This is a genomic window from Aeromonas sp. MTB (genome assembly GCF_056632455.1).
On sequence record NZ_CP147026.1, the window covers coordinates 3,281,069 to 3,297,316 of the forward strand.

General features: G+C 59.9%; 12 protein-coding genes. 6 read left to right on the forward strand and 6 right to left on the reverse strand.

The annotated features are described in order from the left end of the window. Positions 1–26: 26 nt before the first annotated feature. Together WBR25_RS14945 and WBR25_RS14950 are read right to left on the reverse strand one after the other, a co-directional pair. Positions 27–3,143 carry an efflux RND transporter permease subunit gene (locus WBR25_RS14945; RefSeq protein WP_479748479.1) on the reverse strand — a complete coding sequence of 1,039 codons (3,117 nt, stop codon included), beginning with the start codon at positions 3,141–3,143 and terminating at the stop codon, positions 27–29. Continuing rightward, positions 3,143–4,192, reverse strand: a complete 1,050-nt coding sequence (locus tag WBR25_RS14950; protein ID WP_162519637.1) for an efflux RND transporter periplasmic adaptor subunit — start codon at positions 4,190–4,192, stop codon at positions 3,143–3,145. The genes WBR25_RS14945 and WBR25_RS14950 overlap by 1 nt, the downstream gene beginning before the upstream one ends. Positions 4,193–4,389: 197 nt before the next feature. Here WBR25_RS14950 and WBR25_RS14955 point away from each other — a divergent pair, with 197 nt between their 5' ends. Further along, complete coding sequence (locus WBR25_RS14955; protein ID WP_479748482.1) at positions 4,390–5,928, forward strand: sensor domain-containing diguanylate cyclase; 1,539 nt, start codon at positions 4,390–4,392, stop codon at positions 5,926–5,928. A 46-nt stretch (positions 5,929–5,974) separates the two neighbouring features. Then, positions 5,975–6,850, forward strand: coding sequence for a patatin-like phospholipase family protein (locus WBR25_RS14960; RefSeq protein ID WP_005338362.1), 876 nt, complete (start codon positions 5,975–5,977; stop codon positions 6,848–6,850). 72 nt (positions 6,851–6,922) lie between these two features. Here the strand turns inward: WBR25_RS14960 and WBR25_RS14965 are convergent, their stop codons facing one another. Both WBR25_RS14965 and WBR25_RS14970 read right to left on the reverse strand, forming a co-directional pair. After that, the gene (locus tag WBR25_RS14965) at positions 6,923–8,263 is read right to left on the reverse strand and encodes an APC family permease (RefSeq protein WP_005338365.1); all 1,341 of its coding nucleotides are present in this window, start codon (positions 8,261–8,263) and stop codon (positions 6,923–6,925) included. Between the two features lie 201 nt (positions 8,264–8,464). After that, positions 8,465–8,731 carry a helix-turn-helix domain-containing protein gene (locus tag WBR25_RS14970; RefSeq protein WP_005338367.1) on the reverse strand — a complete coding sequence of 89 codons (267 nt, stop codon included), beginning with the start codon at positions 8,729–8,731 and terminating at the stop codon, positions 8,465–8,467. A gap of 258 nt (positions 8,732–8,989) precedes the next feature. On the opposite strand from WBR25_RS14970, the gene WBR25_RS14975 reads away from it, so the two are divergent. From WBR25_RS14975 to WBR25_RS14990, 4 genes are all read left to right on the forward strand, one after another. Further along, the gene (locus tag WBR25_RS14975; RefSeq protein WP_005349969.1) at positions 8,990–9,586 is read left to right on the forward strand and encodes a hypothetical protein; all 597 of its coding nucleotides are present in this window, start codon (positions 8,990–8,992) and stop codon (positions 9,584–9,586) included. A 308-nt stretch (positions 9,587–9,894) separates the two neighbouring features. Continuing rightward, positions 9,895–10,914 (forward strand): porin OmpA, encoded by a 1,020-nt coding sequence (ompA, locus tag WBR25_RS14980; protein WP_139405972.1) that lies wholly within the window; start codon positions 9,895–9,897, stop codon positions 10,912–10,914. Positions 10,915–11,221: 307 nt separating this feature from the next. Beyond that, complete coding sequence (gene ompA, locus WBR25_RS14985) at positions 11,222–12,223, forward strand: porin OmpA (protein WP_005349964.1); 1,002 nt, start codon at positions 11,222–11,224, stop codon at positions 12,221–12,223. A gap of 232 nt (positions 12,224–12,455) precedes the next feature. After that, entirely contained in the window at positions 12,456–13,493 is a 1,038-nt protein-coding gene (locus WBR25_RS14990) for an OmpA family protein (RefSeq protein ID WP_123173541.1), read from the forward strand. 85 nt (positions 13,494–13,578) lie between these two features. Here the strand turns inward: WBR25_RS14990 and WBR25_RS14995 are convergent, their stop codons facing one another. Together WBR25_RS14995 and WBR25_RS15000 are read right to left on the reverse strand one after the other, a co-directional pair. Then, a complete protein-coding gene (locus tag WBR25_RS14995) occupies positions 13,579–15,273 on the reverse strand; it encodes an NAD-dependent malic enzyme (protein ID WP_005338379.1) in 1,695 nt (564 codons plus the stop codon). Positions 15,274–15,342: 69 nt separating this feature from the next. Further along, on the reverse strand, positions 15,343–16,200 hold the full coding sequence (locus WBR25_RS15000) for a helix-turn-helix transcriptional regulator (protein WP_005338380.1): 858 nt from the start codon (positions 16,198–16,200) through the stop codon (positions 15,343–15,345). Positions 16,201–16,248 lie beyond the last annotated feature (48 nt).

Below are 16,248 nucleotides of genomic sequence, written 5' to 3' on the forward strand. Positions count from 1 at the left end.
ATAACCGGCCTCCGTCAGGATTGAGGTCAGAGCGCCGGAGGGTGCGACTCCCCTGCCCCTTTGGCGGCCAGCGCTTCGTCTACCTGCTGATCCCGCGCCCCTGTCATGCCGGCGTGACGGGCGATCAGATGGTAGATGGCGGGCACCACCAGCAGGGTCACCAGGGTCGCCAGCGACAGTCCGAAGAAGACCACGGTTCCCACCGCCATCCGGCTCTCGTAGCCTGCCCCCATGGAGAGCATCAGCGGCACCGCGCCGATAATGGCGGTCAGCGAGGTCATCAGGATCGGGCGCAAGCGGCGCACCGAGCCTGCGATGATCGCCTCCTCGAACCCTTCGCCGCGCTGGCGTAGCTGGTTGATGAACTCGACGATGAGGATGCCGTTCTTGGTCACCATGCCGATCAGCATGATCATGCCGATCTGGCTGTAGATGCTCATCTCCTGCCCCGTCAGCCAGAGGCCAAGCAGGCCGCCGAAGATACCGAGCGGCACTGTCACCATCACCACCGCCGGGGTCAGGGTGCTCTCGAACTGGGCCACCAGCACCAGATAGACCACCAGCAGGGCGAGGCCAAAGACCAGCACCATCTCCCCCTGATTGTCGCGGTAATCCTTGGAATCACCGGCGTAATCCACCGTCATGCCGGTGGGCAGGTTGGCGTTGGCCCAGCCATCGAGGAAATCGAGGGCCTCACCCAGGGTGTGGTCAGGATGCACGTCGGCAGTCAGGGTGATCGCCTTTTGCCGCTGGTAGTGGTTGAGGCGGTTGGCGGTCGCCACCTGCTTGACGGTCGCCAAGGTCGAGAGACTGACCATCTCGCCATTGGCGGCCTTTAGATAGATGCGGCCGAGATCCGAGATGCCGTTGAACTCGGTCTGGTTGCCGCGCAGGTAGACGTCATACTCCTCGCCCCTGTCCACATAGGTGGTCTTGCTCGCCCCGCCCAGCAGGGTCTGCAAGCTGTTAGCCACGGTGGAGACCGGAATGCCGAGCTGGCTGGCGCTGTCGCGGTTGATGGTCACCTGCAGCTCCGGGGTCTTCTCGGCGTAGTCGAGATCCGGGCTCAGCATCAGGCCGCTGCCCTGCGCTGCCTGTTGCAGCGCCAACCCTTGCTGGTAGAGCTCGGCATAGTCGTTACCCTGCAGCACGAACTGCACCGGCGCGGTGGAGCCGCCGCGGAAACCGGGCTGGAAGGTGCGGATCATCACATCGGGAATGCCGGAGAGCTTGGTACCCAGCGAGCGGGAGAACTCGGTGGCAGTAACGTCGCGCTCCGCCCAGTCGGTGAGCTGGATGATCACCATACCGGTCTGATCGCCGCCACGGCCAAAGGCGGGGGTACTGAAGCTCAGCGCCTGCACTACCCCTTTGCCCAGCATCGGCATGATGGCGGACTCCACCTGCTGCATGTTGCGCTTCATCCGCTCGATGCTGGTCCCCTCTGCCCCCTTGACGAAGACATAGATGACGCCGCGATCCTCGGTCGGGGTAAGGCTGGTCGGTAGCTGGGTAAAGAGGGCACCGATACCGCCCAGACAGAGCAGCAGCACCAGCGGCGTCCAGCGGGAGCGATGCAGCACCCACGCCAACAGGTGGCGATAGTGCCCCTCCAGCCAGCCCAGCCCGCGATCGAGCCCGGCGGTCAGCCGGTTCGGTTTATCCAGCGGGCGCATCAACCAGGAGCCCATGGCCGGGGTCAGGGTCAGCGCCACCAGCGAGGAGCAGAGCACCGCCAAGGAGAGCAATATCGCAAACTCGGTAAAGAGCCGCCCCACCATGCCATCCATAAAAGCGATGGGGACAAACACCATCACCAGCACGGCGGTGGTGGCGATGACCGCAAAGCCCACCTCGCGGGTGCCGTGCCAGGCGGCCAGCAGCGGCGGTTCCCCCCGCTGCAGATGGTGGTGGATGTTCTCCACCACCACGATGGCATCATCCACCACCAGGCCGATGGCGAGAATAAGGGCAAGCAAGGTGATGAGGTTGATGGAAAAGCCGAAATACCAGGCGCCGATAAAGGCGGAGATGAGCGACACCGGCACCGTAATGGCCGGAATAAGCGTGGTGCGCCCCTGCCCGAGGAACAGATAGAGCACCGCCACCACCAGCACGGCGCAGATGGCCAGGGTCTCGTACACCTCGTCGATGGCCTGCTTGATAAAGATGGTGGAGTCGTAATCGACCTCGAGCTTGGCCCCCTCCGGCAGGAAGCGCTGCATCTCGCCGAGTTTCTTCTCGATCCCCTGCGCGACAGCCAGCGGGTTGGCGGTGGACTGGGCGACGATGCCGATACCCAGACTCTCTTTGCCGTTGCGCTGATAGGCGCTGTCTTCGTTCTTGGCTCCCACCTCCACATCGGCGATATCGGCCAGATAGACGCTCTGGCCGTTGGCGGCTGTGGTGACTTGCAGTTGCTGGAAATCTTCCGCTGTGTGGTAGAGACGGGCGATCTGCACCGCCATGGTCATGGAGTTGTTGCGGATCTCCCCCCCCGGCAGCTCGATATTCTCGCGCTTGAGGGCATCTTCCACATCGCTCACCGTGATGCCACGGGCGGCCATGTCGGCAGGGCGCAGCCGCACATACATCACCTGGGTGAGATCGCCGGAGAGCGCCACTTCGCTCACCCCGTCCACCAGACTCAGGGGGTCGACCAGCACGCGGTTGGCGTAGTCGGTCATGGCGGTGCGATCCATCTGGCTGCTGCTGAAGTTGAGCCAGATCGCCACATCGCCGTTGCCACTATCCTTGGTCACCAGCGGCTCGTCCACATCATCGGGCAGCCGTGGCCGGGCGCGGGAGAGGGCATCGCGCACATCGGAGATCCCCTCCACCATGTTCCAGCCGAGCTTGAACTCGACGGTGATCATCGAGCGCCCCTTGCGGGTCATGGAGTTGATGTTCTTGATGCCGCTGATGCCGGAGAGCTGATCCTCGATGGGCTTGGTGACCTGACTCTCCATCACCGAGGGGGCCGCCCCCTCATAGGTGGTGGTGATGGAGACCGAGGGGATCTGCACATCAGGCATCTCCCGCACCGTCAATTTGCTGAAGGCGACCAGACCAAACACGGTGAGCAGGGCGCTGAGCACCACCGCCACCAGCGGGCGGCGTACTGAGATATCGGAGAGCCACATCAGCCGTTCACCTCGGCCAGATCACGCACCTGCACCCCATCACGCAGATTGACCAGCCCCTCGACCACGATGCGATCGCCGACCTTCAGCCCCTCGGTGACCCAGACGGTCTCCCCTTCGGTCTCGCCAAGCACCACAGGCACCCGCTTGACCCGGCCATCGGCCTCGAGACGGTAAACAAAGCGCTGCTCACCGGCGTACTCCACCGACTGGGCGGGGATCAGGGTAAGCTGCTGGGCAGGCAGTGCCAGCTCCACATTGAGCAGCATGCCCGGGCGCAACTGGCCGTTGCCATTGGGGATCATCACCCGCGCCTTGATGTTCTGGGTATCGTTTGAAATGCGGCTATCGAGAGTGGTCAGGGTGCCATTGAATTGCTGATCCGGCCAGGCGGTACTGGTGGCGGTAACCGCCATGCCCGGGCGCAGCAGGGAGAGGTAACGCTCCGGCACCGCCAGATCGAGGCGCAGTTTGTCGAGTTCATCCAGATGCAGCAGGGTGTCGCCGCTGTTGACCAGCGCCCCTTCACTCAAGTCAATCAGGCTCACGGTACCGGCAAAGGGCGCCTGCAGGGTACGCAGGGAGAGCTCGTAGCGGGCGGCATCGAGGCGTGCCTGCACCTGGGCCACGGTGGCCTCCTGCCCCTCCAGCTCGGATTGGGTCACGGCGCCACGGGCCACCAGCTTGCGCATATCCCCCAGCTTGCGGTTCTCGTCGCGCAGACTGGCGCTCTGCTCGGCCAGCTCAGCCTGCTGTTTGCCCGCATCGAGCGCGATAAGGGTCTCCCCCTTCGCCACGCTCTGACCAGATTGCACAGCAATTTTGACGATGCGACCGGTCACTTCGGGGCTGATGATGACGGAACGATTGGCTGCCAGCTTGCCCACCAGCTTGAGGGTCGGCTCGGCCAGACTCTGTTTGACGGTTTGAGTGCGGATATTGACCTGTCTGGTCGGTGCTTTGGCGGCGGGTTCGCTGTGACGCAGCGCCCAGACGCCGGCAACCACGATTAGAAGAAGGCCCAAGCCGAGCCAGATACGCATTTTCATCGAACAGTCCATGAAGAGTGAGAGGGTAAATCCAGATTGGGGCCATTTTAGCCCCAGACTATGCCGTGACTATGTATAAATGTGACAAAACGTAACAAGAGCGGGATAAGCTCACTCTGTTTCAGGTCGCGCCGTTTGTTTTCACGCCACATCGCATACACTAACGACAATTTCCTTCGCAACCCGACTGACTGCCTATGCCCAAAATGTCTGACCACCGCTTTCTCACACGCCTGACCTGGCTCCTGTTCGCCGTGGTCATCCTGCTGATTGGTCTGACCTTGCGGCAAAGCCTGAAACAGATAGAACGCCTCTACCAGAGCGATACCCTCAACAGCGCCATCTACCTGCGGGATCGGTTCAAACAGACCGAAGTGTTTCTGGAGGCGATGCGCGGGCAGGCCGAAGAGCGACTGCGCAGCGACCCCCAGTCGGTGCTCACCCGCCAGCTCTATCGCCATATCGAGGTACTGCCAGAGGGGCTGGCTCTCGACAAGCTCCCCGGTGATTTACCGGCCGGACTGGCGGGCAACCTCACCGGTGACGGCCCGCTGCCGCCCCCCGGCAGTGCACGGGAGGCGCAACTTCATTTGGCCCTGAGCCTCTCCCCCTTGTTGTCCACCGCCAGCCAGCGCCTGGGCAGCGAGATCGCCTGGGCCTACTTCACCGGCGTGGACAACTTTATCTACCTCTATCCCTGGATCCCCTCCAGCCAGTTTCGTTTTGCCCGCAGCATCTATGACAAGCACTACTGGCAGGATGCACTGATGTCACCCAACCCCAGCCGGGACACCATTCTCTCCCGCCCCTACGAAGATTTTGCCGGACTGGGCACCATGGTCACCATGTCCCAGCCTCTCTACAAGGACGGCTCGCTGGTAGGGATGATCAGCATGGACATCCTGCTCTCACGCTTGCAATCGCAGCTCAATCAGCTGGCACCGGCGCTGGGTGAGTATCTGCTGCTCAATCAGTACCATCAGGTGCTGGCCAGCAGCGCGCGCCAACCCGTGGTGCCGCAAGACCCCGAGCCGACCGACGAATACCAGTGGCGGCAAGGGGCATTGCAGCTGACCATGGCAATCCCCGATACTCCATTGCGACTGGTGCACAACGTCACCCTGCTGCCGCTGGTGTGGGCCATGCTCTGCCAGTCCACGCCGACCCTGCTCGCCATCCTCTTTATGCTGCTGGCCGCCCTCTCCAACCTGAGATCCCATCGCCTCAACCAGCGGCTCAATTACCTCTCCTGCCACGATGCCCTCACCGGTGCCTTCAACCGCCACTATCTGGTGCTGCTGGAACAGGCGGGAGAGCTGGCCCGGCTGCAAGCGGGGATCCTGATGTTCGATGCGGATCACTTCAAACGGGTCAATGACAACTTCGGCCATGCCGTCGGCGATATCGTGCTGATCCGGCTGGTGCAGATCTGCCAGCAGCAGCTTAGACCCACTGATCGCCTGATCCGTTGGGGGGGCGAAGAGTTTCTGCTGCTGATTGGCCGCGCTGATGCAACTCAGCTCGGCGAGCTGGCGGAGCGGCTGAGAAAGGCGGTGGCGGATCACGACTGGGCCGCCATCGAACCCGGGCTGGAGGTCACCATCAGCCTCGGCTATCTGCCCCACCAGGAGAACCTTCCCCTGCACGAAGCGGTGCGCCGCGCCGATGTGGCGCTCTATCAGGCCAAGGCCAACGGCCGCAACCGCAGCGAAAGATGGCAGGGTGACGCCTCCTGACTCTCGGAGTAAGCTGAGCCCTCAACCCCTTTTTTGGAGGACTGTCGTGCCACGTAAACCCCGCGTAGGGCTCGCTCTCGGGAGCGGCGCCGCCAGAGGATGGGCCCATATCGGCGTCATCCGCGCCCTTGAACGTCTCGGCATCAAACCGGATTTGATCGCTGGCTGCTCCATCGGCAGCTTTGTCGGTGCCGCCTATGCCGCAGGAGAACTGGATCGGCTGGAAACCTGGGTGCGCGGCTTTACCCGCCTGCAGGTGGTCAGCCTGCTCGACCCGGCCCTCTCCGGCGGGCTGTTTCGCGGCGAAAAGGTGTTTGGTCTTGCCGCCAGCCATCTGGGGGATCCCGATCTCGAGAATCTGCCCATCCCCTTCGCCTGCATCGCCACCGAACTCGATACCGGCCGCGAGATCTGGCTGCAACAGGGCCCGCTGCGCCAGTCGGTACGCGCCTCCTGCGGCATGCCGGGGATCCTCACCCCGACCCGGATCAACGACCGCTGGCTGGTCGATGGCGCCGTGGTCAATCCAGTGCCCATTTCGCTGGCCCGCGCGATGGGGGCCGAGGTGGTGATTGCGGTCAACCTCAACACCGATATGCACCAACCCTGGACCGATGAGCCGGATCAACCCGGCAGCGGCGGCCTGCTCAGCCAGTGGCTCAATCGCGGTGAATCCGCGCCAGCCACCCCGGGTCTGTGGAGCGTGATGAGTGGCTCCATCAACATCATGCAGGAGCGGATCACCCGTGCCCGGATGGCCGGTGACCCGCCGGAGATCCAGCTCTGCCCGCGCCTTGGCAGCTTCTCCATCATGGATTTTCATCGCGCCAGCGATGCCATCAACGAGGGGGAAGCCTGTGTCGAGCGCAATCTCGATCAGCTCAAGGATGAACTGGGCCGCCTCGGGTTGCTGGGCAGTTAGTTGTCGACATGCTGTGGTTTACACATGAAAAAAGCGCCATTCGGCGCTTTTTTATTCAACTCACTTACCCGGTTACTCCTTACGGTAGAAGAGCAACCCGAGCAGAATCACCCCCACAGAGACCAGCAGATAGAGTCCCAGACTGGGATTGGTGATACCACCATACAGAATGATGAGCGCGCCCAGGGTGGCGCAGGTCGGGATCACGAACCGCTTTATCCAGCCCAACTCGGTAAAGGTGCGCATGTACCAGACATAGAGGAACAGATAGAGGCCATAAATCAGCACGATCGGCATCTCGTCCAGGGCGATGTAACGACCGAATGTCTCGTTGATGCTGCAGTACCACAACACTGAGTAGATCACCGACAACAACGCTGCCGCGAGGGCCGAGTTGATTGGCATGTGGTGATGCGGTTCGATACGGCTCATCCACTTGGGGGCAGGCCCCTGATTGCGGATCGCCAGCGAGTAGGGAATGCGCATGGTCGCCAACACCAGACCATTGAGGGTGCCGAGGCAGGAGATAATCACAAACACGGTCAAAATGGTCGAGGCAGTCCCGCCAAACAGGCTGGTTGTCGCGAGATTTACCGCGTTATCCCCTTGCGCCACTATCTCGTCCGTCGGCAAGACGCTGGCGATCCCCAGAAAATAGGTGACATAGACCACAAAGACTATCAGGGTGCCAATCACCAGCGCTCTGGGCAGATTCTTCTTGGAATCGCGAATTTCGCTGTTGATGGTCACGGCGGCAATCCACCCCTCATAAGCGAAGGCGGTGGCAACCACGGCCGTAGCCAGCGTGCCTCCGGTGCTTCCTATCCCATCCATTGCCTGCACAAAGTTGGTCACGGTGACACCATTGAGCAAGCCTGAAATGGTGCCCACAATGGCAACCAGGATCAGCGGGATCAACTTGATCAGGGTAGAGCCCACTTGCAGCTTGCCCGCCAGGACCGGGGTGTAGAAGTTGATCAGGTAGGTGACCGTCATATAGACAGCCGCCAGTATCCAGGTCGCACCAGAGTTGGTCGGATTATCACTGCCGAGCAAGATCATGGTGTACAGAGCGGCGACCCAGGCAAGGATGGCGGAAAGAGGGGCGTAATAGAGTACGCCTTTGAACCACCCCACCAGATAACCAAACATTTTGCCGTATGCCGCTTCGGCATAATCGACGATACCGTTGGACTTTTCGATCCGCTGGGCAAACTCGGCAAACACCAGCGCGCCGAAGATCATCGAAAATGCTCCCAGCGCCCATGCCAGCAGCGCAATGGCCAGATTACCGCCAGTCAGACGCAGTACATCATCGGCCTTGAAGAAGACTCCGGAGCCGATCACCACGCCGACCACCATCGCAATGGCAGTCATCAGGCCATAGCGTTTATCCAACTCATTACTGCTCATACCCATACTCCATACCGATTGCTCATATCATCCTGAATGTAATAGTGTTCAGGTGGCCAGATACCACCAGGGGGCCCACTTTTCGGGGCCGCTTATTCTCGTTGGCCTACATGGGTAATTCAAAGCGTGTTAGATCAAAATATCGATCGACAACCCAAAAAAAATACCGCCCGAAGGCGGCATTTCTATTCACATCGATGATCACGCCTTGGCGAGGTCATCCGGGCCAATCTGGCCGATTTCGGCGACTTTCTTGTCTGCCAGCAGCCAGAGGGTGAACTTGTGCAGATCAGGGTGGTGCGCCAGGGCAACCAGGAAGGCGCCCCCAACTTCACGGTAACCCAGCTCGTAGTTTTTCAGCGTGGTGGGAGGAACACCCAGCAAATCTGCAAACTTCGGACGGCTCAAACCGACCGCTTCACGGATCTGACGGATCTTCTTGCCAACAGTGACGATATTTGAATTCATAATGTTCCATACTCCGTTTGGCGGATTTACTCCGCCTTTTATTTTTCGCGACGACTCGTAGTCAAGTGTATCAGTTTTGTTCGGACTCGTTATGGTCGAGCCTCTATCTTATGAGCGCCTTTCGGCGACAACCCTTGCCTTCAAGGGGGGATGGTAATCGCTCAGCCGCCTCAGGTAAACAGTCTCGAAAAGAAACCTTTATTGTGGCCCCCCCAATAACTCGTATAATCCGCCGGATACCCATTAAGAGGAATAAGTATGGCGTTTCCCGGCATTATCTCTCGCCTGCACCCCGTATCCAGCACAGAAGAACTGGCACAACAGCGCCTGCAAGGTGAACAATATCGCGCCGAAGCATTCTGGCTTCCGGCCTTGATGTCCAGCCACGCCAGCGAACTGCTGGCCGCCCTGCCGGAGAGCTGCAGCCTGTTTCTTGAACAGGCGTGCCCGGACCTGGCCTTGCGCAGCCACGACGGCACCCTGCATAACAATGAGCAGCTCGTCACGGTAAATGGTCAGGCGATTGCTCTGGCAACCACTCAAGGTGATGGTGGTCTGGTGCCCGAATCGGGCATGTGCGAGATGGCCGACTGGCTGGAGGCGGGACACCGCCACTTCATCTGTTCAGCTGCGGTTCAGCCTGTGGCTCGCGCCATCCTCAACATCTGGCCCCTTGACCCCTATCTGGCCCGACATTTCTTGATGACATTTACCCCCCTGCTGCAGAGCGCAACCCAGGCAGATTACCTTGCGGTCTTTGCCGCCAGAGCGAATCCTGCCAGCCCGCATAGCGACTGGGTTCAGGCTTATATGAAGCTGGAGAAGAAACTGCACAGGGCCTATCTGGATCACTAATTAATCAAAATAAACAGCCAGTTAAGGGCACGACACAATTTGCCACAAGGCTCATTTGTGAGCTTGATCATGTTTTAAAATCGGCATAGAGTGCGCCTCGTCATCGGAATGACATCAGTTGCCTGGCAGTGGTTTCTCACGCATTGCGTGCCATGCCAGCGCACTCGACACACCAGGAGAGTGTGCAACCCGGTTATACCGGGTCATCTGCCAGACTCGACGCCAGCCGTACGGCGGAGCCTGCAGCTTACATAAATTACAAAGTGTGAAGCACGTGAATAACGTGCGATCTCAACGAGGATTTTTTTATGATGAAAATGGCTCCTTCCATGATCGCCATCGCCATGGCTGCTCTGGGTGCTACCGCTGCTCACGCCGCTGACGACATCTACTTCGGTGCCGGTGTCGGTGCTACTCACTTCAACGGCCTGAACAAGCTGGAAAGCACCAATGTAGGCCAGGAAGACGCGGCTGCTGCCAACGCCTTCATGGGTTACAACTTCACCGAAAACTTCGGTACCGAACTGGGCTACCAGTACACCGGTCGTGGCAACACCAACGGCAACCGTTACGAAAGCCAGGGTGCCACCCTGTCCGGTATCGCCCGTATGCCGGTTGGCAACGACTTCTCCCTGTTCGCTGAAGGCGGCGCCTACTGGGGTCACACCGATGGTCTGGGCACCAGCGACACTAAAGTTTCCCCGCTGGCCGGTGCTGGTGTGACTTACAAGGTAAATGACGCGCTGGATCTGCAAGCTCGCTACCGCTACATGTGGGACGTGGCTGACCTGCACGCCAACGGTGAGCGTTACAAAGCCAACCAGAGCATCGCTACTCTGGAAGCGGTATACCACCCGTTCCGTACTTCCTATGTAGCTCCGGTAGCTGCTCCGGTTGTTGAAGAAGCTCCGGCTCCTGCTCCGCAAGTGGTAGAGAAGAATTTCGCCCTGAACTCAGACGTGCTGTTTGCCTTCGGCAAAGACACCCTGAAGCCGGAAGGCGTTGCAGCCCTGAACGGCCTGTATCAGCAAATCGTTGAGTTCCAGCCGAAAGATGGCAACGCTGTTGTTGTTGGTTACACCGACCGTATCGGTTCCGACGCTTACAACCAGAAGCTGTCTGAAGCCCGTGCCCGTACCGTTGCCAACTTCCTGGTGAGCAAAGGTATGGCTGCCAGCAAAGTTGCCATCGAAGGTCGTGGCGAAGCCAACCCGGTTACCGGCACCAAGTGCAACGGCGTAACCGCTAAAGCTCAACTGATCTCCTGCCTGGCTCCGGATCGTCGCGTAGAAGTTCGCGTATCTGGCGTACAAGAAGTTCAGCAATAATCTGACCTCGTTCAGATAGTGCGAAAAAAAGGGATGCTGCGGCATCCCTTTTTGTTTGTCTAGTTCTCGCTTGCATCCCTCACTCCCGCCTCCCTGCCCTTGCCTGCCCCGTCTCGAAAGCATAAAGTAGTTGCGCCTGTAAGGTATTGGATAAGCACTAAAAAGCGCTTCTTGTCCGGTCTGTTGTCCATGACGCCACTGCATCATGAGAGTCCAAAGCCTTCGCTATCCACTTTGCTGGCGATTTTTCGCAGCAATAAAAACAAGTGCATTGCCCGACATGGGCTAACACAACGAGGATAAACCGATGAAACTCAAAATGGCTCCTACCCTGATTGCACTGGCGCTCGCCGCCGCAGGCACCACAGCTCAGGCTGCCGATGACTGGTACACCGGTGTTGGTGCAGGTTGGGCATATGCTCACAACCTTGACGATGTACAAGGTCTGGATACAGACAAAGACGCCACTGCGCTGAGCCTGTTCGGCGGTTACAACTTCAACGACTACTACGCAGCTGAACTGGGCTACCTCTACGCCGGTAAAGCGGGCGTTGACGGTGCCGATTTCAAAACCCAGGGTGCAACCCTCTCCGGTATCGCCCGCCTGCCGCTCGGCGACATCTTCTCGGTGTTTGCTGAAGGCGGTGCCTACTTCAATCACGTCAACGGCAATGGCAACAGCGACAATGGCACTGCACCGCTGGCGGGGCTGGGTCTGACTGCCAAGCTCTCCGACCTTATCGATGTGCAAGCACGCTACCGCTATCTGTGGAATCTGGGTGACGAGCAGAAAACCTGGGAGAGCGACATGAGCATCGCGACCCTGGAGCTGGTGATGCACCCGAACCGCACCTCTTATGTTGCCCCGGTTGCCGCCCCTGCGCCTGAGCCGGTTCCCGAGCCGGTACTGGTCGACAAGAACTTCGCCCTGAGCTCTGACGTGCTGTTTGCCTTTGGCAAATCCACCCTCAAGCCAGAAGGTGTCGCAGCGCTGAATACGCTGTATCAGCAGATCGTTGATGTTCAGCCGAAAGATGGCAGCGCCGTGGTCGTCGGTTACACCGACCGTATCGGCTCTGACGCCTACAACCTGAAACTCTCCGAAGCGCGTGCCCGTACCGTGGCCGACTTCCTGGTTGGCAAAGGTCTTCCGGCCGGCAAAGTTGCCATCGAAGGTCGCGGTGAAGCCAATCCGGTCACCGGTACCCAGTGCAACAGCGTCAAGGGCAAGGCTCAGCTGATCTCCTGCCTGGCACCGGATCGCCGTGTAGAAGTACGCGTCACCGGCGTGCAGCAAGTACAACAGTAATCCTGCAGTCCGACATAACAAGGAGGCCACCTGGCCTCCTTTTTCTTGCCGCTTATTTCACCCACTTTGTAACCCTCTATTGCCCCCTTCCTCTTCCCGTCTCGCGCCCTAGTTCACGGCGTGTCGCCCCCCATACCTCTTTGGTGGTTAAAAACAGCCCGTCACCTATACATAAGTGTGGGGTTTGACCAGCAGGCAACCCCACTACACCAAACATCGACGAGGATACGCGATGAACATAAGAGTAAAACCTGTGTGGATTGCATTGGCATTGGCGAGCACAGGCGCACAAGCGGAACCGGTTCACGACTGGTATGCCGGGGTCGGCGGTGGCTGGGCCATTGCCCACAATCTGAATGATTTCAGTCAGGATGTCGGCAAGGATGCGACTGCGCTCTCCCTGTTTGGCGGCTACAACTTCACGGAAAATCTGGGGGCTGAGATTGGCTATCTCTCCACCGGTGACTGGGATATCAGCGGCCATGACTTCAACAGCAAGGGAGCCACGCTGTCAGTCATTGGCCGCCTGCCGCTCAGCGAGATGTTCTCGCTCTTTGCCGAGGGTGGTGGCTATATCTATCACGTCGAATCGGTCAATGGCGGGGACGACAACCTGGCGCCGCTGGCGGGTCTGGGAGTGACGGCCCGGCTCCATGACTGGGTCGATCTGCAGGCACGCTACCGTTACATAGTGCGCGTTGGCGATGATCCGGATAACGGCAAAGCCAACAGCGGCACCCAGCGCTGGGTCAGCGACATCAGCACCGCCACGCTGGAGCTGGTGATCCACCCGAACCGCAGCCAACCCAAGGAAGCAGCCCCCACGCCCGCCCCGGTCGTGGTTCCCCCGCCACCGGCCGAACCGGAGGTGGTGGATCAGACCTTCAACCTCAGTTCCGATGTGTTGTTCGCCTTTGGCAAAGCGGACCTCAAACAGGAGGGGATGAGTGCGCTGGACGATCTCTACCAGCAGATCGTCGACGTGCAGCCCAAGGATGGCAGTGCAGTCGTGATGGGTTATACCGACCGTATCGGTTCGGATGCCAACAATCAGAGGTTGTCAGAAGCTCGGGCCCAAACCGTTGCCGACTTTCTGATCAGCAAAGGGTTGCCTGCCGACAAGGTGAGCATCCAGGGCAATGGCGCGAGTAATCCGGTCACCGGCAACCAGTGTGATGCCATCAAGGCCAAGGCGGCGCTCATCGACTGCCTTGGACCGGATCGCCGGGTAGAGGTGCGTGTCACCGGCGTACAGGGCGGCAGCGAGTAGTTGATCTTGAGGCGATAACCATGTCAGACGTGCAGTAAAAAGGGATGCCGAGGCATCCCTTTTGCTTTGCGTCTTTGCGCAGAAATCAGAACGAGGTGCGACGGTAGCGGCGATATTCCGGATGCCAGAAGTTGGCGTCGATGGCCTGATCGATCACCTCGTCCGGGGTCTGCACCGCCTTGCCCTGCAGCATGGCGGTCTTGGCTACCATCTTGGCGATGTAGCGGGAGACCTGATGGATATCCGCCAGATCCGGCAGCAGAGAACCCTCCTCCCCTTTCACCAGCGGCGAACACTCTGCCAGCGCGCGACTGGCCGACATCAACATGGCGTCGGTCACCCGGGTGGCGCCGGAGGCGATGACGCCAAGGCCGATCCCCGGGAAGATGAAGGAGTTGTTGCACTGGGCGATGACGTAGCGCTTGCCCTTGTGCTCCACCGGTGCAAACGGACTGCCGGTGGCCACCAGCGCCTGACCGTCGGTCCAGCGGATGAGGTCTGCCGGCGTCGCCTCGACCCGGGAGGTGGGGTTGGAGAGCGGGAAGATGATGGGACGGGCACAGTGCTTGTGCATGGTCTTGACCACCTCTTCGGTGAACAGCCCCGGCTGACCGGATACCCCGATCAGGATGTCCGGGCGGCCGTGCTCCATCACCTCCAGCAGGGAGATATTGTCCCCCACCGGCCAGTCAGCGATGCGCTCCACCGGCTGGGAGAGACGGCGCTGGAAGTCGAGCTGGTTGGGGATCTTGTCGGTGATAAGACCGAAGCGGTCCACCATAAATACCCGGCTGCGGGCCTGGGCATCGGTCAGCCCCTCGGCCTTCATCTGTGCCACGATCTGCTCGGCGATACCGCAACCGGCACTGCCCGCACCGAGGAAGGCAACCCGCTTCTCGGAGAGCTTGGCGCCAGAGGCCTTGCAGGCGGCGATCAGGCTGCCCAGCGTCACCGCCGCGGTGCCCTGAATATCGTCGTTGAAGCAGCAGAGCTCGTTCTTGTAGCGGTTGAGCAGTGGCATGGCGTTGTTCTGGGCGAAATCCTCAAACTGCAGCAGGATATCGGGCCAGCGGCGCTTGACCGCCTGAATGAAGGCATCGACAAACTCGGCGTACTCATCCCCCGAGATACGCGGATTGCGCCATCCCATATAGAAGGGGTCATTCAGCAGTTGCTGGTTGTTGGTGCCGACATCCAGCACCACCGGCAGGCAGTAGGCGGGCGAAATGCCACCACAGGCGGTGTAGAGGGAGAGCTTGCCGATGGGAATGCCCATGCCGCCGATACCTTGGTCACCCAGACCCAGGATCCGCTCGCCATCGGTCACCACGATCACCTTGACGTTCTGCTTGGTGGCGTTTTGCAGCATGTCATCGATCCTGTCCTTGTCCGGATAGGAGATAAACAGGCCACGGGCGCGACGATAGATGTTGGAAAACTCCTCGCACGCCTTGCCGACGGTCGGGGTGTAGATGATGGGCAACATCTCGGTCAGGTGGTTGTGCAGCAGACGGTAGAACAGTGTCTCGTTGGTATCCTGGATGTTGCGCAGATAGATGTGCTTGTCCATGTCGTTGCCAAACGCCATGAACTGGCGATAGGCGCGCTCGGCCTGCTCTTCGATGGTCTCGATATTCTGGGGTAACAGACCTTCGAGGTTGAAGTTGCTGCGCTCTTCGCTGGTGAAGGCGCTGCCCTTGTTGAGCAAGGGGGTCTCCAGCAGGGCGGGACCGGCGTAGGGAATGTAGAGAGGACGTTTCTGGTTATTATCTTCAAACATGGATCTTGGTACCTAAACGGTTAGCTAGACGCAGGGACCCGCCGATCCTAGGGGCTTGTCTCATTAATTTCAAAGAGTTTGCACATCCGTTGCAAAAGGTTTGCGACCCAGTCGACGAAAGGCGCCGGGGGTCTGACCAGTCAGACGACGAAAGCGGTTGGCAAAGTTGGCCCCATCGCTGTAACCGACCCGGGCCGCCAGCTCGCCAAGTGGCCAGTTGGTATAGAGCAGCAGCTGGCGCGCCTTGTTCATTCTGAGCTCGGTCACCCTCGCCATCGGCCCCATACCGAACGCTTGCTGACAGAGCCGGTGCAGATGGGGTACAGAGCAAGCCATCTGTCGGGCCAGCAGGGCGACACTCCAGGGTTCGTCCAGGCGCGCCTCCACCCGGCGAAACAGTGCCTGCAACCTGAGTTCAGGGGTACCGCGTACCTCCCCTTGCAGGGTGCGCTCCAACAGCGCCAGCAACAGGCTGAGCAGTTGAGGTTGCAGCGAAGAGCGAACCCCCTCCCCCTGCATCAGGCTGAGCAGATGGTAGAGCTGATCGCCGCCATCCCCTTGCCAGATACGGTGACCAAGGCGATGTAGGTGCTGCCAGCGCGGCACGTCATCGAGCAAAATCCAGCTGATCTGCCAGCTTTCGCCAATCAGTTTGAGACCACCGGGCACGGCGGCCGGCAGGAAAATCAGCGATCCGGCCGGAATGGCTTGCTCCCCCTCGTCGGTGAGCAGCGCGCCCCCCTCATCGTGACTCACCATCAGAATGTGAAACTCGGGGCGATTGCGGCGGATGAGGTAGTGATCCCGCACCCGGGAGAGGCCGGTCAGGAAGATCCCCGCCTCGCCGAGCAGGGGCAGCCCTTCACGTCCCAGCATCTGCTCTTCACAGGCTGGCGCTATCTCCAGACACTCGCTGGCAAATGGCATAACACCTCAAAAGGATAGTTTTACACAAGAAAACCGAGAGCTACTCAC